Here is a 22253-nt window from a genome sequence, read left to right as displayed (position 1 = left end):
GTAACCGAAAAAACTCTCGACTTATTCAAAATATAGAACTTTGCCAGCGAGCCATAAAGTCATGACCAAAATAAGTGTTCACCAACTATCATCGATCATTCCCTTTAAAGTTATTAGCCAATTTGACAAAAAAATCCGGACATTTCCGTTAATATTTTTGCTCCTGTCGCCTGTGTCTGTATGGATAGGCACAGAAGCCATTTCACCCCAGATTGTGCGAGCTTACACCGCCAGAGTAGACTTGACTATTGACCGATTACCAGATGAAGGCTACGAAGCCATACTCAGAAGAGCCGAAATGACGGCTAGAGCAGCAGCACAACGCAGCTTTGACCAAGATATTTTAGCTACAGATATTTACGTAATCGTATCCGTACAAAGTTATGGTGCGATCGCGCCAATTTTGTCTTTAGAAGTCAGCCGCAAACAATGGCGCACCCGTCCCGATCCTCGTCGATGGGCGACTTATTTTAAAAGTGCGCGATCGCTCTTACGTTTTGAAACACAAACCACCCCAAGTCCCGCCGCCGCAGTGACTATTCCCACAGCTACGCCCGCAACTCCTGAAACGAAGCCGACGGAATAGGGGTGTAGGGGAGACAAAGGAGACAAAGGAGAAAGATTAGACCTCTTGCATAAATATTTTTTTGTTTCGCGCAAAGGCGCAAAGGCGCAAAGAAGGACGCTATAATTATGACTTTTGCAAGAGGTCTATTACAGAAAACTCTTCCCAGTCCCCAATCCCCAGTCCCCAATCCCCAGTCCCTAATTAATTTGACTTAGCCAAGCGATCGCTTAGAATAGGAAGGTTGTCAAGAATTGCGATATCGGCTATCATGGCTGTTCCTAAGAAGAAAACATCTAAATCTAAACGAGATAAACGTCGAGCTACCTGGAGACACAAGGCTGTTGTTGAAGCACAAAAAGCTCTTTCTTTGGGTAAATCAATTTTGACGGGACGTTCTACATTTGTCTATCCTACTGCTGAAGAAGACGAAGAAGAATAAGAAAAAATTGGTAATGAGTAATTGGACTTACCTAATTACTCATTACCTTTTACCCATGACTGAAAATCAAATAATCACATTAACAGTAAAATATCTGTAGCTCTTGATTTTTTGATTTTCAACAAAATTAATATTTACCTGGTTTCTGGGTGGAATTTAGACGCTGAGAATTGGTGAATTAGTGCAAAAACTATTAACAAGATTAATGTTGATGGGATTATGTTAGGAAAATTTTTTCAAAAACCAAATCAAGAAAATAGCGGTCGCGTCCCCCCAGGACAACATTTGGCTAAGGGTTTCCCGGTTTTAACCTATGGTGCAGCACCCCAAGTTAGCATAGAAGAATGGGAATTTCGGGTTTGGGGTTTGGCTAAACCTGCTGTGTTTAGTTGGTCAGATTTTATGAATCTACCTCAACACGAGTTCACCGCAGATTTTCACTGTGTTACCCGTTGGTCTAAACTTGATGTTAAGTGGACGGGGATTAAAGTTACAGATTTTATGAATCTGATAGAGGTAGATTCCAAAGCTGCCCATGTGATGGAACATTGCTATGGGGGCTACACTACAAATATTGCAATGGCGGATTTTGTTAGAGAAGAAAATTTTTTCGCCGTTAAATTATTTGGTGAACCATTACCAGTAGAACATGGTGGACCGATGCGGTTAGTTGTACCCCATGTCTATGCTTGGAAAAGTGCTAAATGGATTAATGGTTTAGAGTTTCTTGAACAAGAAGAACTGGGTTTTTGGGAACGCAACGGCTACCATCGGCGTGGTGAACCTTGGGCGGAAGAAAGATATAGTTATTAGGATGGTTGGGTGATATTTTCCGAGAAAAAACCCTAAATTGCTCTTAATTGATTGTAGAGAATTGACAAAACAACATCTCTACAATCGAACATACTATTGTTAGTAGAGAGTTTCTAGAGCATCTATTTTATACAAAATTTCCAAGGATTTATCAACCTGTTTCAACCTTCTGTATTCGTCAGATATATCCCGCCATAGAGAAATTTTGGTGTAACTTTCTAAATTCTCATCGGTTATTTGTAGAGCTTGTGCCAGAATAGCTAAAGCTTCACGATTTCGCTCAACTCTCCTGTACTGGGCTGCTATTGTCACTAAAAGTTTAGCTTTATATTCTGGACTATCGATGACTTTCACAATTCCTAAAGCTTGGGGAAATTTATTTTGGCGCGCCAGACTCCTCCCAATCTCTTGTAATGAATTATTCTGATAGTATCCATTGGGAATTTTTTTAGCTATCTCTATGGCTTGAGATATTTTTTGAGTCTCTAACAGGTTTCTAGAAATATTATTCAATGTAGAACTCTGCCAACCATTGTCTTCCATTGTGTCGGCTATCTGCAAAGCTGTAGATACTCTACCTACTTCTGCTAATTTAACAGCTATACTTTCTAAAATTGAACATTTTTCAGAATTATTCTGACCAGTTTTAGCTATTTCTAATGATTCAGAAAGTTTACCTGTTGCTACTAGTTGATTAGTTATATCACTCACTACCCAGGTGCGTTGACCAGAGTCGTCAATGTTAACTGCAACTTCTAAAGCTTGCTGAGTTTTACCTACTGATACCATACTTCTAGCTAGATTACCAAAAATTTCGTTTTTAATCGCAGGGTCGGCAATTTTCTGCACAAAGCTGACAGATGTAGAAATCTGATTAGCAGCAGCTAAACTTCTGGCGATTTGATTCAAAATATAAAAGCGTTTTGCTTCATCAGGGATACTTTGTGTAAGTTGTAATGCTTCGTCAAGTTTTCTGTTTCTGGCTAATTCCAAAGCCTGATTCAATAAAGCTGTCTCATTGAGTGCTAGGGAGACTGGAAGACGGGGGAGTGCTGGTAGATACAAAGAAGGAAATCGAGGAGCTTCTTTTAAGCAAATACCAGAGGAATTGATAGGTGCAGACAATGCAGGAGTAGCTTGCATGAGGAGAGTGCAGCTAATGAATCCTACTATGAGTTGTTTTTGATAACGCATGACTGTAAAAAGCTAAAAATAATGATGTGTTATGCGTTTAAGGTTTTATCGTGGTTAGCGATCGCAAATCAAGTAAAAGCAATATTTTGTTGCTTATGATGTCCTAAGAGACACAAGGGTGTAGGGTTGTAGGGAGAAGTTCTAGATTTTGTGGAAGCGATGAACCCAGCGATAGTAACCTGAAAAAATTCCCCCTTCCCTGCTAGGGCATGGGGCTAGGGGGTTAGATTAAACCTAAATTTTTCTACACAACGTGAAAATTCAGGGTTTAATTGGGGTTTTTCTGACTAAAGCACCCCACAGCTACTTAATAATTAGCTTTAACAACGATAATTTACCTTTGTATGGTGCGTATCGCCAATTGATGTCTAGCCAAAAGGAATTTTTTAAGACGCTTTTGTAATGTGAAAAGGTGTCAAAACTAGCTTTACCGTGGTAACTACCAATACCGCTATTGCCTACGCCACCAAAGGGGAGAGACGAGACAGCAAATTGTAGGGCTATATCGTTGATACAAACTCCACCTGATGAGGTAGTTTGTAAGATATGTTTTTGGAGATTTTGATTGCGGGAAAATAGGTATAAAGCTAGGGGTTTTGGTTGAGAATTAATTAGAGCGATCGGAGTTTCTATATCTGTATATTCTATGATGGGTAAAATCGGCCCAAATATTTCTTCCTGCATGATGGAATCTGCTAGGGAAACATGATCAATTAATGTTGGAGAAATATATAATTCTTCGGGGTTGGTATCTCCACCAATGATGATTTTGCCATTGTTTAATAGTTTAGATAACCGCTCAAAATGCTTTTCATTGATTATTTTGCAATAATCTGGACTTTTGGCTGGGTTATCACCATAAAACTCTGTAATTGTTGTTTTCAAAGCCAGAATTAAATCTTTTTTGATGGCTTGATTAACTAAAAGATAATCTGGTGCAATACAAGTTTGTCCTGCATTCAGAAACTTACCCCAGATAATACGTCTGGCTGTATTTTCGAGATTAATATCAGTATCAACAATACAAGGACTTTTACCACCTAATTCTAAGGTGACGGGTGTGAGGGTTTTTGCTGCTTCCATCATCACAATTTTACCAACGGATGTACTACCAGTAAAAAAGATATGATCAAACTTTTCTGCTAACAGTTGTTGGCTTATTTCTATCTCACCTTCTACTATAGAAATATACTCATTTGAAAAATATTTATTAATAAGTTTGCATAATAAATTAGAAGTATGAGGAGCAAGTTCTGAAGGTTTAATCATGGCACAATTACCAGCCGCAATCGCCCCTAATAAGGGGGCAATAATTAACTGAAATGGGTAATTCCAAGCCCCAATAATTAAAACGATTCCTAATGGTTCTGGATGAATTTGGGCGGAATATTGAATAAATTCTAATGGAATGCCTGTTTTTTGGGGACGACACCAATTTTTGAGATGCTTGATAGCGTAATTAATTTCTTTAATGATAAAGATTTCTGTAGCATAAGCTTCAAACTCTGGTTTATTTAAATCTGCTTTTAACGCCTGGATAATTTCTTGCTCATGATTTTTAACTAATTGTTTTAGTATTCGGAGTTTGTCAAGGCGAAAAGCGATATCTTTAGTTTGACCAGTCTGAAAAAACTGACGCTGTTTGTGTATGATTTCCTGAATTTTTAAATTATCCATAATAATTTTTTTATGAATTTGTTCATGTAGAGACATTGCAATATCTCTACATAGACGGGACGGTTACATTAATATTTAATGGGTAAGCTGACAATAAATACACTACCTTTCCCTAATTCAGAATTGGCAACAATCTTGCCGTGATGAGCCAGGGCAATGCGTCGGGAAAGGTACAAACCCAAGCCACTACCGGAGATTTTATGGCTACCTTGACGAAATCTTTCAAATAGGATGGCTTGTTCGGTGGCTGGAATACCTGGGCCTGTATCGGCTATTTCTACAGTTATGTAATCGGTGATTTTATCTGTGGGGAAACTATTACTCAAAGTAGGATTTTTCAGCCGGATACTTACTGAACCAGATTCGGTAAATTTGATGGCGTTACCTATAAGGTTAGTAAATAGACGATGAAGTTCCAAGCGATCGCCTGTGATGGTACTGGGGTTTGCTGTATCATCAACGTCTAGATTGATCACCAAGCCTTTGGGTTGGGCTAAGGGTGTGAGTTCTCCCGCTACTTCTTTGAGTAATCGACTTAAATCAACTGGTTGAAACGCCAGAGTCTTACGCCCGGCTTCAAAACGATACACTTCTAATAAGGTATTCACCATCGACAGCAGATTGCTATTACTACGCCCCATAATAACGATCGCTTCTTGCATTTGTGGTGATAATGTGCCTAATGCACCCTGTTGAAACAGCGTCAACATCCGATCAGCAGCCACTAGGGGAGTACGCAAGTCATGGGTAAGACGAGAGACAAAATCTTCTCTCTGCCGGGCAATTTCATCCCGTTCATCCATGCTATGCTTTAACCGCAATAGCGATCGCACTCTAGCTAATAATTCATCGACTGTGACAGGCTTGCGGATAAAATCATCAGCACCTAAATCTAATCCTCGCGCTACATTCGGCGTATCGTGGGCTGTAATTAATAGTATGGGAATGTATTGTGGTAACTGCATTTCCCCCCGAATGCGCCTAGTAACTTCATAACCATCCATTCCAGGCATCATTAAGTCTAACAGGACTAAATCACAAGGTAATGCTTGCAGTTGTGCTAATGCTGAGAAGCCATTTTCGGCGGTATTAATTATGTAACCTTCTTCCTCCAAAATGGTTTTAATTAAAAACACATTATCAGGAGAGTCGTCAACAACTAGAATGTTGCCAGAGTGAGAAGTTTGTGAACTCATGAGATACCGAGAGTGCGATAAGGGACTATTTTTGGTTAGGGAACACCAAAATATAAATTATCCCAAATTGGCTGTCAGTACGAATAATTTTTAATTATTTCTACTTTTTAAAAAATCTGAGCCAATAAAACTGGCTCAGATTCTTGATGATATTACTCTTCACAATTGGTGAATGTATTGATAAAAACCCAAACTACGGTGAACAATCCCTTGGGTATACAGATATTCTACTATTCAATAAATAATGGTGATTAAGAGAGAGCTTTATCCTTCTCCTTAATACTGCTCACACAAAACTCAATGTGAGAACGAATAGCGCGTTCATAAACTATAGTTTGGTGTGTGCGTACCCCAATAGGCTGATATACCAAGGTAATTTCTGGAAATTCACACCAAGACATCAAAAAAACGTCTTTGGCTGGAGTAATAATTTCATAATTATTCTCTTGTCTTTTCTTTTTGACCTTACAATTGTTGAGTTTTAACTTTTCTCTAAATAGTTGTTCAAAAACCGGAATCAACTGTGAATCATTTTCCATTGTTTATCACGTTTAAACTTATTATTTAGGCAAAATTATATTTACCGTCGAGTCGGCGACTGTAGTTCTATGTTGTACAGGTTGGGTTGGGAATAACATTTCGAGCCATAATCAAATTATACCTTAGTGAGTTCAAAAAAACAGGCATATTTTGCGTTGGAGTAAATAGCAGCAAAATAATCTCAAATAAGTTAATCTTATCTAGAATTAAGTTAATCTTATCTAAAAAAATTTTACTAGAACTTACCTTATTCGATAACTCGTAACACAGATTTTGGCAACAATTTATCTTTAAACCACACAATTCTTGCGGGAACATCATCTAACTTAATACCAGCTTTCTCTAAATTTAACCTTTCAGAAATAGCCAAAATCAAATTATCACAACCGGAACGCCGCACCTGGTAAAATTTTTTTTGTAAATACTCTGGTCGCCAATAGCCAACAATTTCTAATAAAAATTCCCGTCCATCAGGATGCACTAACCGAAAATCGGGAATCATCACACTTCCAGGAATGGGAATCAAATCTACTTCGCGTTCTAATATCCAGTCTGTTTTTAAGGCATCCCATTTATCCGCAAAGGAAGCCTCTAGCATACTATCGTAGGGTTTACCTTTAGAGTAGTGCGAAACTAAACCACATTCTGAATTGAGGGTAAATCGGCCTGTTCTCCAAGTATCTGTGTAGACATCACGGGTTTGTAATGTGGCGGCAAGACTCCATTTGGTAACATGGAGTAAGGCGGGAATCAGTTTAGCGATCGCTAACCCATAACGCGTACTAGGCGTAAATAAACTGGTGGGGCCATCTACTGTAATTGTAAACCCGTGGTCGGCATCACCCTCAATATAAGCCATTAATTGAAACAATTTGAGATAGCGAAATAACAGCTTATATTCTCCTGGAACATTGCGATGAGCATTTAAAATTAGCTTACTGGCTTTATAAAATATCCCTTGCACTTGAGATAAATTATATCGATTGATTAAATCGACCCCTGTTGGTGTATCCAAGTTGGTTAAAATTTTATTTTCCACCAAATCAGCATAGATACCATCACGCACTTGCTCAGGTAAGACTTCTCGTTCTAATTCTTGACTTAATTCATCAGCAATTTTCACTAAAGTGATTTGGGTTGATTCGCGACTAGGTGCAGATTTTGCAGCCAAAGCAAACACCCGTTCTCTTAACATTGGTGGTTCTAGGGGACTAACTACTTCAAATGTGCAAAAATTGCTTTTAATAATGTAAGCTAACCCCCGTTTAACTCGATAATCTGTAGCATCACCTTCTAACCCTAAAAGTTGACGCTCAAGTTCACCCTGAGTTTTACCTAATGTTGACTGAAAACAATTAATTAATTCATTGGCTAACTCTAAATTCTTATTATCTATCTTCAGTCTCTTCGGAATTATTTCTTCTCCGTTTAGGCGATGGCTTAGTAGGTCTGTTGGTAGCATTTTCCTGGTTATTTTTCTCTGATGAATTATCGACTACATAATTGATATCTAATTGTTCCGCAGCTTTAGCAACCTTTTCTTGATTACTGCCATAAACAACTTTTAAGTTCGCTTTTTTATCCTCACCGCGTCGTCGTGCTGAAGTATTTTCTTCGCTCGTATCTTCTGCTATTACTTCATAGAGGATTGCTTGTTTATTAGGAGTATTTCCTTTGCGTAAAATTCTCCCTAAGCGTTGAATATATTCTCTAGTTGAGCCAGTCCCAGATAGAATAATTGCTATAGAAGCAGCCGGAACATCAACCCCTTCATTCAACACATGGGAAGCCACCAAAGTATTATATTCACCTTCCCGAAATTTAGTTAATATTTCATGCCTTTCTTTGACTGGTGTTTGATGTGTAATGGCGGGAATTAATAAATCCTGAGAAATTTTATAAACTGTGGCATTATCAGCAGTAAAAATTAACAATCGTTCCGGGTAATGTTTGGCGAGTAAATTAGCTAAAATGCGTAACTTGCCATCAGTACCAAGAGCGATTTCTTTCGCTTCCCGGTGCGCTAACATAGCTCTACGCCCAGATTGCGATCGCGCACTCATCTGCACAAACATCTGCCAACCTTGTATACTCCCCAAGGAAACCTTAGCTTGGCGTAGAAAATCATTGCGAATTTGAATGAAATTGTTGTATCTTTCGCGCTCATGCTGTGATAACTTCACCTTAATTTGGACTATTTCATGTTCAGCTAACGCCTTCCCTGCTAAATCTTCAGCACGTTTGCGATAGACTTCTGGCCCAATCAAAATATTTAAATCTGCGTGTTTCCCATCGGTGCGTTCTGGGGTAGCCGATAGTCCTAAACGATAAGGTGCGATCGCATATTCGGCAATAACGCGGTTAAAATCTGTAGGTAAGTGATGACACTCATCAAATACAATCAAAGCATACTTATTCCCCAAAGCTTCGGCTTGAATGGCTGCACTGTCATAGGTGGCTACTAAAATCGCCGTCCTATCCCGCGAACCACCCCCCAGTAACCCCACCTCCGCATCAGGAAACGCCGATACCAAATGAGCATACCACTGGTGCATTAAATCCAAGGTTGGCACAACAATTAACGTTGTCCGTGGAGTCGCCTGCATCGCCATCTGGGCTAAATAAGTCTTTCCCGCCGCAGTGGGTAGCACCACAACCCCCCGTCTTCCTGCCAGTTTCCAAGCTGCTAAGGCTTCACTCTGATGGGGGTAGGGTTGCATTTCTAAACTCGCAACCAAATCCACGGGGTAAAATTCTTTGGCTTCATCGATAAAATAAATGTCTTCAGCTTGCAGTGTTTCCACTACAGTACGGTATTTTATCCCTGGAATGCGGAATTTTTCTACCCTATCATCCCAAGTGGCATAGTCCATCCAAGCTTTACTCCGTGGTGGTGGATGTAAAATTAATGTACCGCGATCAAACGTTAAGGTGGGAGTACGAGGCATTGGGGACTGGGGATTGGAGACAAATCAATTCAAAATTCAAAATTCAAAATTCAAAATTAAATAACTGGGGATTGGGGATTGGGGGAATTGTAGCAAACTCAGACTCAATGCTTAATCCTATCTTGGAAAAGGGAATGAGGTATATTCCTTTTTTATTGCAAAATCGCACACTTTAATAAAATAAAACACCTAAATATATGACTTTTGATTATGACTTATTTGTAATTGGTGCGGGTTCTGGTGGTTTGGCGGCTTCCAAACGTGCAGCTAGCTACGGAGCAAAAGTAGCGATCGCTGAATATGATTTAGTCGGCGGAACTTGTGTGATTCGGGGTTGTATTCCGAAAAAATTGATGGTTTACGGCTCTCATTTTCCCGCGCTGTTTCAAGATGCAGCCGGCTATGGTTGGCAATTAGATAATTTTTTATTGGACTGGGAGCATTTTATTACATCAATTGATCAAGAAGTCAGGCGGCTGTCACAAGTACATATCAGTTTGCTCGAAAAAGCAGGCGTAGAACTGATAGCCGGTCACGCTAAATTTTTAGATCCCCACACCATAGAAATTAATGACCGCAAAATTACAGCCGATAAAATTTTAATTGCTGTTGGTGGGCGACCTGCTAAACCAGATTTACCAGGGATAGAATACAGTATTACCTCCAATGAAATATTTCATTTAACAGCACAACCAAAACACATCGCCATTATTGGTGCTGGTTATATCGGTACAGAATTTGCCTGTATCATGCGCGGTTTGGGATCTGAGGTGACACAGATTAACCGTAATCACCTCATTCTAAAAGGATTTGATGAAGATATCCGCACAGCCATTCAAGAAGGCATGAGCAATCACGGGATTAACATGATCCAAAATACCGAGGTGACAGCCATTGCACAAGTTCCAGAAGGCTTGAAGTTGAATTTATCTGGAGACGATCAAGAACCCATCATTGCCGATGTTTGTTTGGTAGCTACAGGACGAGATCCCAACGTCGAAGGACTCGGTTTGCAAAACGCTGGGGTTGATGTTGTTCCCGGTTCTGTAGAAGCAGGATACTGCACTACTTGTGCGATCGCAGTCGATGAATATAGTCAAACCAATCAACCCAACATCTTTGCTGTCGGTGATGTCACCGATCGCTTAAATTTAACTCCTGTCGCTATTGGTGAAGGTCGTGCTTTTGCTGACAGTGAATTTGGCAACAATCGCCGTAAATTCAGCCATGAAACCGTACCCACCGCCGTATTTTCCAACCCAGAAGCCGCTACAGTTGGTTGGACAGAAACCCAAGCACGGGAAAAACTGGGTGACGCGGTGACAATTTATCGCACCAGCTTCCGTCCCATGTACCACAGTTTGACAGGTAAACAAGAGCGCATAATGATGAAGTTGGTTGTAGATACTAACACCAACAGAGTTTTAGGTGCGCACATGGTCGGTGAAAATGCCGCCGAAATTATCCAAGGTGTCGCGATCGCTGTCAAAATGGGTGCAACCAAACAAGACTTTGATGACACCGTAGGTATTCACCCCTCCGCCGCCGAAGAATTTGTCACTATGCGATAGATCAATAGTCATTCCCCTGTCACCTGTCACCTGTCACCTGTCACCTGTCACCTGTCACCTTCCCCAATGCTTAACCAGTACATCTACCTGCACGGTTTTGCTTCTAGCCCTAAATCTAACAAAGCTCAAGATATTAGCGATCGCTTTGCTAAAATTCAAATCCCCCTAAAAATTCCTGATCTGAATGCTGGTGACTTCTCAGCGTTAACAATCTCACGTCAAATTAAACAAGTAGCAGCAGCATTTAGTGATGACTCTGTACCTGTAACCCTGATTGGTTCTAGTTTGGGGGGATTGACTGCTGCCCACATAGCACAGCAATATTTACAAGTAGAACGCTTAGTATTACTAGCACCAGCTTTTGAGTTTTTATCCCATTGGTTGCCCAATTTAGGCGATGAAGCAATACAACGTTGGCAACAAGAACAGTTCCGAGTTAACAATCTCACGTCAAATCAAACAAGTAGCAGCAGCATTTAGTGATGACTCTGTACCTGTAACCCTGATTGGTTCTAGTTTGGGGGGATTGACTGCTGCCCACATAGCACAGCAATATTTACAAGTAGAACGCTTAGTATTACTAGCACCAGCTTTTGAGTTTTTATCCCATTGGTTGCCCAATTTAGGCGATGAAGCAATACAACGTTGGCAACAAGAACAGTACATCATGGTTCATCACTATGGCGAAGGGCGATCGCTACCTTTAAGTTACAATTTTGTGACAGATGCAACTAAATACTCCCAAACCCAATTACACCACCCAATTCCCACGTTGATTTTGCATGGCAAACAAGATGAAGTCATTCCCATTATTGCCAGTCGCTATTTTATGCGATCGCGTCCTTGGGTAAAATTAGTAGAACTAGATAGTGATCACGCCCTAAGTAATGTTACAGAAGAAATTTGGCAAGCGATTCAACAATTTTGTCAGTTATCTGGGGGATAGGTGACAGGTGACAGGTGACAGGTGACAGGTGACAGGTGACAAGGTAGATTATATTTTCTATGCCCAATTCCCAATGAATATTGACTATTGACTAAAACTATGCTTCCTTTTATTCGTTCAGATTTAGCACAATTTAACGCTTACAAACCACACCCTAGCAGCGACACAGGTGCAGCAGTTCCGACTCAGTTAGATCGCCTAGATACCAATGAAAGCCCCTATGATTTGCCGCCTGACTTAAAACAAAAGCTGGCTTGGACTTATCAAGAGGTCATCGAAACGAATCGTTATCCTGATGGTGGACATGAGGCGATCAAAAATGCGATCGCTGAATATGTCAATGAATCGGCTGGTATTTCTACATCACTATTTACGGCTGACAATATCTCTGTGGGTAATGGTTCGGATGAACTAATCCGTTCTTTATTAATTGCTACCTGTCTACAAGGAGAAGGTGCAGTTCTTGTTGCTAATCCCACCTTTTCCATGTACGGGATTCTAGCAAAAACTTTGGGTATTCCTGTGGTGACAGTTGCTAGAAATCCTAACAACTTTGAAATTGATTTAACAGCCGCCCAATCAGCTATCGAACAAACTAAAAATCCTCCCATTCGTGTTGTGTTCGTTGTTCATCCCAATTCCCCTACAGCTAATCCTTTAACTCTCCATGAATTAACTTGGTTAAGAAGTCTAAGTGAGCAAGTTTTGGTAGTCATTGACGAAGCTTATTTTGAATTTAGCCAAACAACCTTAGCGAGTGAACTAGCAAAGCATCCCAACTGGGTGATTTTACGTACCTTTTCTAAAGCTTTCCGTTTAGCAGCTATGCGTGTAGGTTATTGTATAGCTCATCCAGAAGCGATCGCTATCCTAGAAAAAATCCGCTTACCCTACAACTTACCTAGTTTTTCCATTGCAGCCGCACTCATGGCTTTGCAAAATCGTCACATCTTGCTGGAATCAATTCCGCAAACGCTGCATGAACGCAACAAAATGACTACAGCGTTATCTCAAAACCCAGCATTACAAGTTATAGAAAGTGCCACTAACTTTATTTTCGTGCGTCTTCAACCAAATAATGACGACTCAAAAAATACAGCTTTAAAAAATCTTCATCAACAACTCAAAAATCAAGGCACTCTTATCCGCGAAATTAGCGGAGGACTGCGAATTACTATCGGTACACCTGAAGAAAACTTACGCACGCTAAACCGAATACAAGCAGCTTTAGTCACTAGTCATTAGCTTTTCTCCCTTGCTTCCTGATCTTCAATCCCCAATCCCAAGGAGTTATTTAATTTTGAATATTGACTGTTGACTTGAGTCGTTCCCTACTCCCTACCCCCCCAACGGCGTACTATTCCCGCCGTTTGAGGTAGCACTCCCACTAGTAAAGCAAAAGCAACATCTGGTAAATTAGCAACCATTTCTTGGGGAAAATATTGTTCAAACTGATCCAGAATTTTCTGCACTCGCTGCTGAGGAACTGGATTTTCTGTAATTTGCTTGATCAACCTAATCCACTGTCGTCTAATTAAATAAGCTTTTTGACGCTCTTCATATAACTCCGGTGTCAGTAAAGACAGATTTCCTATAGGGATAACCATCTGGCAATCAGAATCATAATCACCGCCAACTGCTGCTCCTGGCCCGGCAAATTCAGCATGATAGCGTTTAAAGAGGATTAACCCATTCCGCCTACGACTATTGACTATAAAAACTTGTCCACTGTGCAAAAATGTCAGAACATCCGAACTGTATGTTTGCTCAGTTCCATCTGGCATGACAAAACTGTCAAGGCAACTTGTGTCAGAGTAGTAAGTTGATACCATAGTAGCTTGATAGCGGCGGGTTTTTTCGCTATCCATGTTTGCTAAAACTTTTGAATAGTGTAATTTTGGGAATCCAGTGTGGATAAGTTTGATTAAATCCCCACCTTTTTTTGCTCTCTCTTTGTAACCAGAATTGTTTAGTTAATTGTAACTAAAATTAAAAGCAATAGACATGAGCTTTGCCATTGAAGTAATCACATTCTATGTGATTTAACTATATTTGTCTGCCAATTAATCACAAAAACACTTAAAGTTTTTATGAAGATAAATATCTTCATTAATAAGTTTCTATGAGGATATTAATTTACTTTCAAAGTAATTTTACTGATGCGACAATCATAGCTTAAATTTTTCGTTTCATAATATTTAACGTTAAGAATTGAAATTTAATATGACTAACATAATATGGACAAATAAATATGTTTTTTTCTATGAACTTTTTTTAAAGTACAAGTAAAAATAATTTTCTAATAATTGTAGATGAAATTTTAACTAGAACAAATATGCTTAAATCCTGTCAAAACTACTGCCCTGAAGGAAATTCAATACTTTCGTTCAAAATTTGCAAGGATATAAATCTCGTAAATGGTACATAAATGGTATACACCCATCTTGTTTGACCAAAATATTAAGGTATCGCTGAGAATATTTCTCGTGAACAAATCAGGTATGTAGTTTTATGATTTAAGTAATTACTTATTTTTTATCTGATACTATAGATTATAGCTTTAAAGAACAAAAGCATTCATTGGATAAAGACTAAAAAACTTACTAGACCAAGCGGAGTGCTAGTAAACTATTTACCAGCCAAAAAAGAATATTTAGATAATGGCATCTAAGTGTAGATGTTTATGCAGTAAGATATGCCGTGATTGCCTAAAGAAGAAGATATTCAAGTTAGATTCTACAGTTTGTACCTTATACCCCAGCTTGAAATAGAGCTGCCGTGCTTGATAATTATTTTCCAAAACATGGAGGTATAGATCATCGAATCCCCATTCCTGCGAAACCTGTTCACAGCTAGCGAGTAATTGTGATGCCACCCCATACCTTCGGTATTCTGGGTGAACTGCTAAGTTAGACAGATAAAGGAAACTCTTACCAACCTGCGTCCAAGGATCACTGAAACGCACACCCATTTCGACAGTTCCTACTAATTGATGCGTTGCATTGCTATGAGTATTCACCGCCACCAAACAAATGTGATGAGGTAATGACGATAGCAGGCGATGTTTGAGGTCTTCATAAATACCTAAACGGAGTAGAGGAAAAGCCCATCCCCATAAACCATTTTGGGAATGAAAACTTTCTGTAATAATTTGGGCAACACCCCTCAAATCAGCAGATGTAGCAGCGCGAATTTGGAAGTGATGGGAACTGTGTTCAGCAGATGCTGTGACTTTTTTTTGGTGGGATGGGTCAGAAAACCAGTATGTCAAGGCTAGTTTAGTATTGATGTTTTTCAACGACAATCTTCTCAATTATCCTAAAACACTGTCAGTAAGTCGGCGGACATAATTCTAGTTTTTTAGTGTACTCTGTACGGGGAAGGATTCAACGTCAGGTGTTCTTGCAGAGTAGTTTAACGCTAACAAGGGGTGTATACAGCCCTTTGGTACATCTACTACGGGAACAAAATCAAGCTTTGACCTTACTCAGCACTCTTCATTGCTTGAAATAGAAAAAATTAAGCTAGATAAAAATTAACCCAGTAAGAGTATAGTAGCCTAACACATTAGTATGCTTGCCAACATCATCATAAGCAGTACAAAAAGGCAAAAGTAAAAAGTCATTGCCACAAAACTCATCTCATCACTTCCCTTATGGGTGAGCGAGAAGCTGCTGTTAGTTCTAGGCAAATCTTTCTGAAAGCTATACAGGCACGATATATTTAGTCTAACAGTATACTTGATTTAAAAAATGACTTTAGTAAAATTACTAGTTATTCTAGGACTGGCATAAATAAAATTTACTTAAAAGTGTTAGTGCGACTGCAACAACGGGAAAACTTAAAAAGTAGCTTCATGCGGTTTTTGAACTAGGCTTGATTGCTGCTTATAGTATTCTGATGTTTATTACTGGAGGTGAGGCGATATTTGAACAGTCAGTATCACATCTGTAACACAATCACTGATAATGAGACTAACTGCACTGCCCTAGCGGCAATGGCAATCCTGATAAGCCATTGAAGTTAATTACTGTGAATAGTTCCACATAGTTTTATTGGTTGCAATGACATCTGTTATCAACTGATTCAGAAACATTCTTACCTGATCAGATTATCCTTTATCCGACTGCCGTTACAGCAGGAAAGCGGTGCATGAAATCCCAAGTAAACAGTAAGCCTAAAATTTTGGTTGTTGATGATGAACCAGACAACCTCGACTTGCTTTACCGCACCTTCTATCGCGACTACAAGGTGCTGAGGGCAACATCTGGCCCTGCGGCACTGGATCTGCTGGCGCAAGAGGGAGAGGTTGCAGTCATTATCTCTGATCAGCGTATGCCGATCATGAGTGGTACAGAATTTTTAAGCCTCACGGCAACTCAATATCCAGATATTATTCGGATTATTTTAACTGGCTACACTGATGTCGAAGACTTAGTAGAAGCAATTAATGCTGGTAAAGTATTTAAATATGTTACTAAACCCTGGGAATCGGAAGAACTCAAGGCAGTAGTTCGTCAAGCTCTTGATACTCACAATGTCCTGAAAGCTCGCACCCGTGAATTAACTCGCACGTTGCGCCAAGAATCGCTACTGAATACTGTTACTAATACAATTCGTAGTGCCTTAGATTATCGACAAATTTTGCAAGCCATTGTGGATACAGTTGGTCATATGCTGGAGGTGGATGTTTGTCTATTACGTCCCTTTCAAGATGAACAATTAGTAGATGAAGGATTTATTTATCAAAAAACGGCTTCAGAACACGCTCATGCACAGCTGAGTAATGAGAAAACATCAGCACCAATCAATCATCCCTCCCTCCCTCCGCTTCTAGCCCAGACAGTTTGGGAAACTCGCGAGGTGCAGGTAATTCATGATGTAGTAGGTGATGAGCGTATTTATGGAGATACTTCTGAACTGCAACACAGAGCTAAGGCTTTTGAGGCTGCTAATATCTCCTCTAGCTTAGTTGTACCCTTGCTTTGGCAACAGCAATTAATGGCGGTGCTAGCACTGCACCAGTGTCACCAAGCGCGTATTTGGGGGTCTGAAGAGGTGCAGTTAGTCTTGATGGTGGCGGATCAAGCAGCTCTTGCTTTATCGCAAGCATACGCATATGAGCAAGTACGCGCCCTGGCGAAACGAGAAGCTTTAATTAATACAATTACCACAGCAATTCGTTCTAGTTTGAATCCTCAAGATATCTTTGCGGCCATTACTCAACAACTGGGACAGGCTTTACAAGTAGATGGCTGTGTTTTGTCTTTGTGGGCAGAGGAAGATGAGTATGTGGAGTGTGTAGGATTGTATGATAGTTCTCAGCATTTAGAGGATTTTCCCTCAGTTATTAAACCGAGAGAAATAACAATACAAGAATCACCAGAATCCCAAACTAAAATTTGGGAAAATCCAATTCTGCAAGAAATAGTACGTACCCATGAGCCTGTAGTCATTGATGACTTGAATCATTTTCCTTCAGAAATTCAAGGTTTAGATTTACCGTGGAAACAGCAAGCCCGATCGCTGATGGTAGTTCCCTTAGTAGCTGATGCTAAATGTATTGGTAGTATTACCCTAAGAGTAGGTAGCAAAGCTAGACGGTGGTTATCATCGGATATTGAGTTAGCAAAAACTGTAGCAGCACAAGCCGCGATCGCAGTACAGCAATCACGCCTCTACGAAAAAACCCGCGAACAAGCTGAACGCCTATTGCAACTAGATAAACAAAAAACCGAGTTTTTTCAAAATATTTCCCATGAATTTCGCACTCCCATCACCTTGATTCAAGGGCCATTAGAGTCAGCCGTGAGTTCAGGGGAGGGGTTATCCTATGACCAAAGCGCGATCGCTTTGCGGAACTCTCGCCGATTGCTCAGACTAGTCAACCAACTACTGGATTTACAACGCTTAGATGCTGGGAGGATGCAGCCGAGTTTCCGTCCTAGCGATTTAGTAGAGTTTGTCAGCCAAATTGTCGAGTCATTTCGTCCCTACTGTGAAAAAAAGTCACTACATCTGGTCACTGACTTGAGCCAATGTCCTACCGTGTATTTAGACATGGAAAAATTTGACAAGGTACTTTATAACCTGTTGTCAAATGCCATGAAGTTTACTCCTGAAGGTGGCACAATCAGCGTTAGACTTAGAACTGCACAGAATCAGTGCTTACTACAGGTACAAGATACAGGTATTGGTATTGTGCAGGAGCAGATTCCTTATCTGTTTGAGCGATTCCGTCAAGCTGAAGGTTCAGAAAATCGTTCTTATGAAGGTAGTGGACTCGGTTTAGCTTTAGTCAAAGAATTAGTAGAAATACATGGTGGCAAAGTCACAGTTGAATCAGTCTATGGTCAAGGTACTACCTTTAAACTTTGGCTTTTAGCCGGCAATGCTCACTTACCCCCACAGCAAGTATCTGATACCCCCGTAGAAGTTAATACCAGCCGCGCTAGTGTGGAGTTAGCAGACTTAGAACTGGTAGAATCGACTGCTGACAACATACAGAGCATTGACTTCACACTATCTAGAGATGCTCAAAATATTTTAGGGGAAAACACCCAAACAACTACAACATCTAGTGATAACTCGCAGCACTCTATCCTAGTGGTAGATGACAACCCAGATTTGCGAACCTATGTGTCTGATATCCTGCGGCGCAGTGGTTATCAAGTTCAGACAGCGCGTAACGGTTATGAAGGGTTTGGGAAAGCGCAAGCGATCGCTCCTAACTTAATTGTCACCGACTTGATGATGCCAATGGTGACGGGATTGGAGATGATTCGGATGATTCGCAGTGAAGAAAAGCTCAAAGGGATACCAATTATCTTACTCACAGCCAAAGTTGATGAAGAAACCCGCATCGAAGGAACAGAACATGGAGCAGATGCGTATTTAGCCAAGCCATTTAATGACCGGGAACTTCTAGCGGAGGTTCGCAATCTTTTAGCTTTGAAGGCAAACGAACGTAGGGTTTTGGAGCTAAACACTTATCTTACAGAGTCAGTCTTGAAACGCTTTTTACCGCCGTCTTTAGTGTCCAAAGCGGCTGCGGGTACTTTGAGTTTAGATTTACGACCAGAACCACGCTTAATTACAGTTTTGTTTAGCGACATTGTGGGGTTTACTCAGTTAGCTAATACCCTCAGATCCCGACGCGTGGCAGAATTGCTGAATGAATATCTAGAAGTAATGACTAAAGGGGTGTTTGATAACGGTGGCACGGTAGATAAATTTATGGGAGATGCTATTTTAGCTTTGTATGGTGCGCCAGAAGAGCTGACACCCAATGAACAGGTGCGTCGAGCCATTAATACAGCTAGAGCTATGCAAAAGTCATTGGTGCAGTTAAACCAGAAGTGGCACAACCAAGGTATATTTGATGCCGATAACCCAACTGGGGTGCAGTTTCGCTGTGGTATTCACCAAGGTACGGCAGTTGTGGGTATGTTTGGTAGTGCCGAACGAGCAGATTATACTGCGATCGGTCCGAGTGTGAATATTGCGGCTAGATTACAATCTGCTGCTGTTCCTGGTACTATTTTAGTCTCTGCGGCTGTCGCTGATTATTTACAAGACGAAGAAATTACTAAAGGTAGTCCTCTAAAACTCAAAGGAGTTGATGAAACCGTTTTAACTTTTGTTGTGACACCTTGAGGAAGGAATTTGGGATCAGGGTTAATGGAAACTGGGAAGAAGTAAGGTAGAAAGGAACTCATGCCCAATACCTAAATCAGGACTCAGCACTCCTCACTCAGCACCGGCTAAACGCCGCGCTACCGCTAACAGCACTCAGCACTCAGCACTCAACTTATGACGACATCGGTTGCAGATAAAACTCCCATTTCAGCAACACTCTGGCGGCGACATCACGATCCTCCAGGTTTGTGGATTGCTGTAGCTATAGGTTCAGTTTCTCTGCATTTGCTAGCTTTTTGGTTGATGCGATCGCCTAATGGTTTTAGACCTTGGTTTCCACAACAAAGCCAAACTGTTGTTCCTATTGAGTTAGTCGAAATTTCACCTCAAGAATCAACTACTAAACCAGCAACACCTCAAGCACCAAAAACTACACCAGAAACAGCACCACCCACATCTACTAATCAAGATGATCGAAGGCTAAATTTTGGTGGTAGTGTTCAGCAAGAAAACAGTAGCAATGCGTCTCAACCTAATACACAAGTCTTTGCTCAAGAAACATCTCCTCAACCAGAACCGACCTCTACACCAACTCCTACACCACCCCCAGAACCTACGCAGCCAAATCCTACAGTTCCCTTGGGTGAACGTCCTTGGGAACGTCGTCAAGATATCGAATTCGGTAATAGCGTTCCCTTACCATCAGATAATCCAAATGTTACACCAGAACAAATCACTGAGTCGGGAGATGTAGAAGAGAAAACGCCACGCACTCTAGACGAAGAAACTGCAAACACTTCTAGTCAAGATTCTCCAACCCCTCTCAATGAAAAAACTGCCAGCAATTCCAGTGATAATAGTTCTAATTCTAGTGAAGAAACTGCAAGTAATTCTAATAATGTAGACACTCCATCCACTCCCAATGGAGAGACTCCCAATAATTCCAGTGATGATAGTTCATCTACTCCTGAAACTAACAATAGTCCGGCGGCGGAAAATTCACCTACAGCTAATGCTGGCGGATTTATAGCCAATGTCATGCCTATAGCGGACACTGAAGTACGCCAACTCATAGAACAAGGTAAAATTAGAAACAGAGATATTCCTAATGTTTTTGCTGTATACCAAGGAAGCAGTACAAAGTCTCTAGACAATAGCTCCAGTTATCTTCCGAGCAGCTCTACACTTCAGCCTGCACAGTTGTTAGTTAGTTTAATAATTGATCAAAATGGCAAATTCCAACAAGCTGAAGTTTTAGAACTTCCTGTGAACCTACAAAGTGAAAAAAGTTCATACCAGCAAATCATCAACGACTTGTTCCAAAACGACAGCTGTACCCCAGCTAAAAATGGGGATGGTACACCACTAGATTTAAGCAACTGTTATATATGGATTGATATTAAGCCTCAAACAGCTAATTAAATACTTGAATTGCCAATAAAACTGTGCTATATTAACATAGTTAATATTTCGCGGGCGTAGTTTAGTGGTAAAACTATAGCCTTCCAAGCTATTAATGCGGGTTCGATTCCCGCCGCCCGCTCTTATCTTAAAACCCTTGTGAGTTAAGCCTTACAAGGGTTTTTTGTGTCTATAGAATACTTAATCCAATGGTACTCATGTACCACATCTGAACAAAAAATTGGGTCTGTTTAGGGTAAATTGGGTGTAAATTGGGTGTAGCGAACAGATGTACTATAATCAGCTAAAAACAGTTTAATATGTACACCAAAACACCTAAAGGGAAAGTACCCAAGGGAAATGTCTCTATTATTGATTCCAATGGACGGTTACAACTACGATTTCGCTATGGAGGGAAAAGATACTATTTATCTCTTGGTTTACCCGATACAAAAATAAGCCGTAAAGCAGCAGAAGCAAAAAAGAATCAGATTGAGTTGGATATTGCTTCAGGAAATTTTGATCCAACTCTGGACAAATACAAGCCTCAATCAGTGCTGAGTACCGTTGAACCTGACATTACACCCAAAGTTACACCCAAAATAACAAAACTTTGGGAAGGTTATATAAATTACAAATCATCAAGCCTCAAGGAAACAACTAAGGGATACTACAATAGCTTCACCAAACTATTCCAACGTTTAGGTGATATACCATTGCTAGATGCTCTTAAAGTAAAAGCAGAATTGGAGAGGATAACTACAGTAGGGCAAACCAAGCGGGCATTGATTCAACTTAATGCAGCTTGTAACTGGGCTGTAAAACATAAGTTGATTGACTCTAACCCTTATGTGGGAATGGCTAACGAGATGCCAAAGTACCGTTATCAATTAGAACCTAAACCCAATGCTTTTTCAGAAGAAGAAAGAGAAAAAATTATTAAAGCATTTAAAGAGCATCGGGGAAATTGGAACGGCAGAGGCTATACAGGCATCAGTTATAGTCATTATGCTTCACTTGTAGAATTTTTCTTCCTGACAGGTTGTCGTCCATCAGAGGCAATTGGGCTTCAATGGAAGCACATAGCAGAGGACTGTGGTTATATTCGCTTTGAAGAGTCAGTGACAACATCGGGAAATGGCATCCCTACAAGAGTACAGGGATCTAAAAACAACAAAAAACGGCAATTCCCTTGTTCAGAAAGATTACGAAATTTACTGATATCTATCAAACCTGAAAATCCTTATTTAGATGATTTGGTTTTTCCGGTTCTTCGGTTACTTTTATGGAGAATTAATAGTAAAATGCCAGTTTAATAAACT

The 22253-nt window shown here is 40.3% G+C and carries 18 protein-coding genes and 1 tRNA gene; 11 read left to right on the top strand and 8 right to left on the bottom strand.

Going from position 1 to position 22253, the window contains the following annotated elements; all coding sequences use genetic code 11:
* The first annotated feature begins 61 nt into the window (after window positions 1-61).
* From ACM0OR_RS09645 to ACM0OR_RS09635, 3 genes are all read left to right on the top strand, one after another.
* Window positions 62-586 (top strand): hypothetical protein, encoded by a 525-nt coding sequence (locus ACM0OR_RS09645; protein ID WP_414576051.1) that lies wholly within the window; start codon window positions 62-64, stop codon window positions 584-586.
* Between the two features lie 250 nt (window positions 587-836).
* Window positions 837-1007, top strand: a complete 171-nt coding sequence (gene rpmF, locus ACM0OR_RS09640) for a 50S ribosomal protein L32 (protein WP_190707877.1) — start codon at window positions 837-839, stop codon at window positions 1005-1007.
* Between the two features lie 219 nt (window positions 1008-1226).
* Complete coding sequence (locus ACM0OR_RS09635) at window positions 1227-1820, top strand: sulfite oxidase-like oxidoreductase (protein WP_414576050.1); 594 nt, start codon at window positions 1227-1229, stop codon at window positions 1818-1820.
* 99 nt (window positions 1821-1919) lie between these two features.
* Here the strand turns inward: ACM0OR_RS09635 and ACM0OR_RS09630 are convergent, their stop codons facing one another.
* The 6 genes from ACM0OR_RS09630 to ACM0OR_RS09605 form a co-directional block, all read right to left on the bottom strand.
* Window positions 1920-3014 (bottom strand): hypothetical protein, encoded by a 1095-nt coding sequence (locus tag ACM0OR_RS09630; RefSeq protein WP_414576049.1) that lies wholly within the window; start codon window positions 3012-3014, stop codon window positions 1920-1922.
* Between the two features lie 303 nt (window positions 3015-3317).
* The gene (locus tag ACM0OR_RS09625; RefSeq protein WP_414576048.1) at window positions 3318-4727 is read right to left on the bottom strand and encodes an aldehyde dehydrogenase; all 1410 of its coding nucleotides are present in this window, start codon (window positions 4725-4727) and stop codon (window positions 3318-3320) included.
* Window positions 4728-4759: 32 nt separating this feature from the next.
* A complete protein-coding gene (locus ACM0OR_RS09620) occupies window positions 4760-5887 on the bottom strand; it encodes a response regulator (protein WP_414576047.1) in 1128 nt (375 codons plus the stop codon).
* A 251-nt stretch (window positions 5888-6138) separates the two neighbouring features.
* The gene (locus ACM0OR_RS09615; RefSeq protein ID WP_190707867.1) at window positions 6139-6426 is read right to left on the bottom strand and encodes a hypothetical protein; all 288 of its coding nucleotides are present in this window, start codon (window positions 6424-6426) and stop codon (window positions 6139-6141) included.
* A 248-nt stretch (window positions 6427-6674) separates the two neighbouring features.
* Complete coding sequence (locus ACM0OR_RS09610; protein ID WP_414576046.1) at window positions 6675-7889, bottom strand: DUF790 family protein; 1215 nt, start codon at window positions 7887-7889, stop codon at window positions 6675-6677.
* Window positions 7816-9375, bottom strand: a complete 1560-nt coding sequence (locus ACM0OR_RS09605; protein WP_414576045.1) for a DEAD/DEAH box helicase family protein — start codon at window positions 9373-9375, stop codon at window positions 7816-7818. The genes ACM0OR_RS09610 and ACM0OR_RS09605 overlap by 74 nt, the downstream gene beginning before the upstream one ends.
* A gap of 197 nt (window positions 9376-9572) precedes the next feature.
* Between ACM0OR_RS09605 and gor the strand changes: the two genes are divergently transcribed.
* The 4 genes from gor to ACM0OR_RS09585 all read left to right on the top strand — a co-directional run bounded on the left by gor (window position 9573) and on the right by ACM0OR_RS09585 (window position 13137).
* A complete protein-coding gene (gene gor, locus ACM0OR_RS09600) occupies window positions 9573-10946 on the top strand; it encodes a glutathione-disulfide reductase (protein WP_414576044.1) in 1374 nt (457 codons plus the stop codon).
* 66 nt (window positions 10947-11012) lie between these two features.
* Window positions 11013-11426: a YqiA/YcfP family alpha/beta fold hydrolase gene (locus ACM0OR_RS09595; RefSeq protein WP_414576043.1), complete on the top strand. Its 414-nt coding sequence runs from the start codon at window positions 11013-11015 to the stop codon at window positions 11424-11426.
* Window positions 11344-11892, top strand: a complete 549-nt coding sequence (locus tag ACM0OR_RS09590; protein WP_414576042.1) for a YqiA/YcfP family alpha/beta fold hydrolase — start codon at window positions 11344-11346, stop codon at window positions 11890-11892. Before ACM0OR_RS09595 ends, ACM0OR_RS09590 begins: the two co-directional genes overlap by 83 nt.
* Before the next feature lie 99 nt (window positions 11893-11991).
* Window positions 11992-13137, top strand: coding sequence for a histidinol-phosphate transaminase (locus tag ACM0OR_RS09585; RefSeq protein ID WP_414576041.1), 1146 nt, complete (start codon window positions 11992-11994; stop codon window positions 13135-13137).
* 86 nt (window positions 13138-13223) lie between these two features.
* Here ACM0OR_RS09585 and ACM0OR_RS09580 read toward each other — a convergent pair whose 3' ends face one another.
* Together ACM0OR_RS09580 and ACM0OR_RS09575 are read right to left on the bottom strand one after the other, a co-directional pair.
* Window positions 13224-13760 (bottom strand): hypothetical protein, encoded by a 537-nt coding sequence (locus ACM0OR_RS09580; RefSeq protein ID WP_414576040.1) that lies wholly within the window; start codon window positions 13758-13760, stop codon window positions 13224-13226.
* A 785-nt stretch (window positions 13761-14545) separates the two neighbouring features.
* Window positions 14546-15190, bottom strand: coding sequence for a GNAT family N-acetyltransferase (locus tag ACM0OR_RS09575; protein ID WP_414576039.1), 645 nt, complete (start codon window positions 15188-15190; stop codon window positions 14546-14548).
* 854 nt (window positions 15191-16044) lie between these two features.
* Between ACM0OR_RS09575 and ACM0OR_RS09570 the strand changes: the two genes are divergently transcribed.
* The 4 genes from ACM0OR_RS09570 to ACM0OR_RS09555 all read left to right on the top strand — a co-directional run bounded on the left by ACM0OR_RS09570 (window position 16045) and on the right by ACM0OR_RS09555 (window position 22247).
* Window positions 16045-19548: a response regulator gene (locus ACM0OR_RS09570; RefSeq protein WP_414576038.1), complete on the top strand. Its 3504-nt coding sequence runs from the start codon at window positions 16045-16047 to the stop codon at window positions 19546-19548.
* Between the two features lie 156 nt (window positions 19549-19704).
* A complete protein-coding gene (locus ACM0OR_RS09565) occupies window positions 19705-20952 on the top strand; it encodes a hypothetical protein (RefSeq protein WP_414576037.1) in 1248 nt (415 codons plus the stop codon).
* A gap of 50 nt (window positions 20953-21002) precedes the next feature.
* Window positions 21003-21073: transfer RNA gene (locus tag ACM0OR_RS09560), tRNA-Gly, on the top strand.
* 178 nt (window positions 21074-21251) lie between these two features.
* Window positions 21252-22247, top strand: a complete 996-nt coding sequence (locus tag ACM0OR_RS09555; RefSeq protein WP_414576036.1) for an Arm DNA-binding domain-containing protein — start codon at window positions 21252-21254, stop codon at window positions 22245-22247.
* Window positions 22248-22253 lie beyond the last annotated feature (6 nt).

It is taken from the genome of Anabaena sp. CCY 9402-a (assembly GCF_963920945.1).
GTDB classification, from domain to species: domain Bacteria; phylum Cyanobacteriota; class Cyanobacteriia; order Cyanobacteriales; family Nostocaceae; genus Trichormus; species Trichormus minutissimus.
Note: the sequence above shows the minus strand (reverse complement) of the source record. Positions and strands in the feature narration are given on the sequence as shown.

What these genes read in the sequence shown, in the direction of transcription:
- ACM0OR_RS09620 (WP_414576047.1), bottom strand. Translation starts at nt 5,887, where the DNA reads ATGAGTTCACAAACTTCTCACTCTGGCAACATTCTAGTTGTTGACGAC.
- ACM0OR_RS09635 (WP_414576050.1), top strand. Translation starts at nt 1,227, where the DNA reads ATGTTAGGAAAATTTTTTCAAAAACCAAATCAAGAAAATAGCGGTCGC.
- gor (WP_414576044.1), top strand. Translation starts at nt 9,573, where the DNA reads ATGACTTTTGATTATGACTTATTTGTAATTGGTGCGGGTTCTGGTGGT.
- ACM0OR_RS09580 (WP_414576040.1), bottom strand. Translation starts at nt 13,760, where the DNA reads ATGGATAGCGAAAAAACCCGCCGCTATCAAGCTACTATGGTATCAACT.
- ACM0OR_RS09605 (WP_414576045.1), bottom strand. Translation starts at nt 9,375, where the DNA reads ATGCCTCGTACTCCCACCTTAACGTTTGATCGCGGTACATTAATTTTA.
- ACM0OR_RS09565 (WP_414576037.1), top strand. Translation starts at nt 19,705, where the DNA reads ATGACGACATCGGTTGCAGATAAAACTCCCATTTCAGCAACACTCTGG.
- rpmF (WP_190707877.1), top strand. Translation starts at nt 837, where the DNA reads ATGGCTGTTCCTAAGAAGAAAACATCTAAATCTAAACGAGATAAACGT.
- ACM0OR_RS09595 (WP_414576043.1), top strand. Translation starts at nt 11,013, where the DNA reads ATGCTTAACCAGTACATCTACCTGCACGGTTTTGCTTCTAGCCCTAAA.
- ACM0OR_RS09585 (WP_414576041.1), top strand. Translation starts at nt 11,992, where the DNA reads ATGCTTCCTTTTATTCGTTCAGATTTAGCACAATTTAACGCTTACAAA.
- ACM0OR_RS09625 (WP_414576048.1), bottom strand. Translation starts at nt 4,727, where the DNA reads ATGTCTCTACATGAACAAATTCATAAAAAAATTATTATGGATAATTTA.
- ACM0OR_RS09570 (WP_414576038.1), top strand. Translation starts at nt 16,045, where the DNA reads ATGAAATCCCAAGTAAACAGTAAGCCTAAAATTTTGGTTGTTGATGAT.
- ACM0OR_RS09610 (WP_414576046.1), bottom strand. Translation starts at nt 7,889, where the DNA reads ATGCTACCAACAGACCTACTAAGCCATCGCCTAAACGGAGAAGAAATA.
- ACM0OR_RS09615 (WP_190707867.1), bottom strand. Translation starts at nt 6,426, where the DNA reads ATGGAAAATGATTCACAGTTGATTCCGGTTTTTGAACAACTATTTAGA.
- ACM0OR_RS09630 (WP_414576049.1), bottom strand. Translation starts at nt 3,014, where the DNA reads ATGCGTTATCAAAAACAACTCATAGTAGGATTCATTAGCTGCACTCTC.
- ACM0OR_RS09645 (WP_414576051.1), top strand. Translation starts at nt 62, where the DNA reads ATGACCAAAATAAGTGTTCACCAACTATCATCGATCATTCCCTTTAAA.
- ACM0OR_RS09555 (WP_414576036.1), top strand. Translation starts at nt 21,252, where the DNA reads ATGTACACCAAAACACCTAAAGGGAAAGTACCCAAGGGAAATGTCTCT.
- ACM0OR_RS09590 (WP_414576042.1), top strand. Translation starts at nt 11,344, where the DNA reads ATGAAGCAATACAACGTTGGCAACAAGAACAGTTCCGAGTTAACAATC.